This is a genomic window from Mycobacterium shunyiense, from assembly GCF_058270035.1.
Genome location: NZ_JBZDPT010000032.1, coordinates 1 through 1,028, shown reverse-complemented (window position 1 = coordinate 1,028; position 1,028 = coordinate 1). Strand labels below are relative to the sequence as shown.

General features: G+C 59.5%; 1 protein-coding gene. It reads right to left on the bottom strand.

Annotated elements, in window-relative coordinates:
- Positions 1–408: 408 nt before the first annotated feature.
- Positions 409–801 (bottom strand): hypothetical protein, encoded by a 393-nt coding sequence (locus AC4ELS_RS20015; RefSeq protein WP_499048876.1) that lies wholly within the window; start codon positions 799–801, stop codon positions 409–411.
- Positions 802–1,028: the final 227 nt, after the last annotated feature.

Here is a 1,028-nt window from a genome sequence, read left to right as displayed (position 1 = left end):
CGGCCAGCTTGCGGATGATCTGATCCGGGGTGTGCCGCCGGCGCTTATTCGTTGCCATGTCGTTGGTGATTCTTCCTGCCCGAGCACTCGGGCAACAGAGCCCCATAACGACTGGACCACTACAACGGGCTCACCTCAGTAGCGCGGGGCGGCGACACCGCTCGGGAGATCCGCAAGTCCTCGCCACCGCCAGAGGCGGTGCCCCACGATGTGGATAAACCAGCAGCCACTTGGGATTACAAGCCGGCCGACGGCTATTTGCTCCTGATAGGTTCCAGCGCGACCCGTTTGATCAATGCGGCGTGCAAGTCTGTCTCTTGATTGGGCAGGTCAGCGCACCACCCGCAAAGCGGACGCCGGTTCGCCGACGGCAGCAAAGGTGTGTGGGAGCTACAACTGGTTCTGAAACTAGGCCGGCTGACCGGCTAACTCGCGGGCGTATTCGACTTCGTCGTAGATGGCGAGGACGTCTTGAGGGTGAGTCACCGGAATCATCGTCGAGTAGCAGAACGCGTCGCCCTGGACCACGACCTGAACAAACCCAACCTGGCGCACCTTCTTCATCATGAACAAGAAAAGTAGGCCCAGCAGGCAGACCAAGGTAAACAAGATCGCGAGAACTATCGCGGTGGTTGGGAAGTGCTCTTCAGTGGTGGACATGTCCGTGACCGTCCACGCGGAGCCACCTATCGGAAATTGCCCAGCTGGTGTCGAGATCCAATACTCCGAGACAGAAATATCGCCGATCGTCGCCAGCCACTGGTCAGCACCACCGCGGTCTACAGAAGGCTCATCCTCCATGGCGCGATTAAAGCACGTGGACGCGGCAGGACTGGCCTGCTTAATGGTGGACAGATCCGACGTCGGAGCTAGCAGCTGACCTGTCTGGCTAAGCAGAGCGACACCGGCTCACATAACTACAAACTCGTGATTGCGCTCATTGAACGTCCCCAGGTGTGCTCGGCGAAATTCCTCACCTGTGAGCGTCGGTCAGTGTAGTGGTTGGCGGGTTCCGGTGGCGGCTCGTC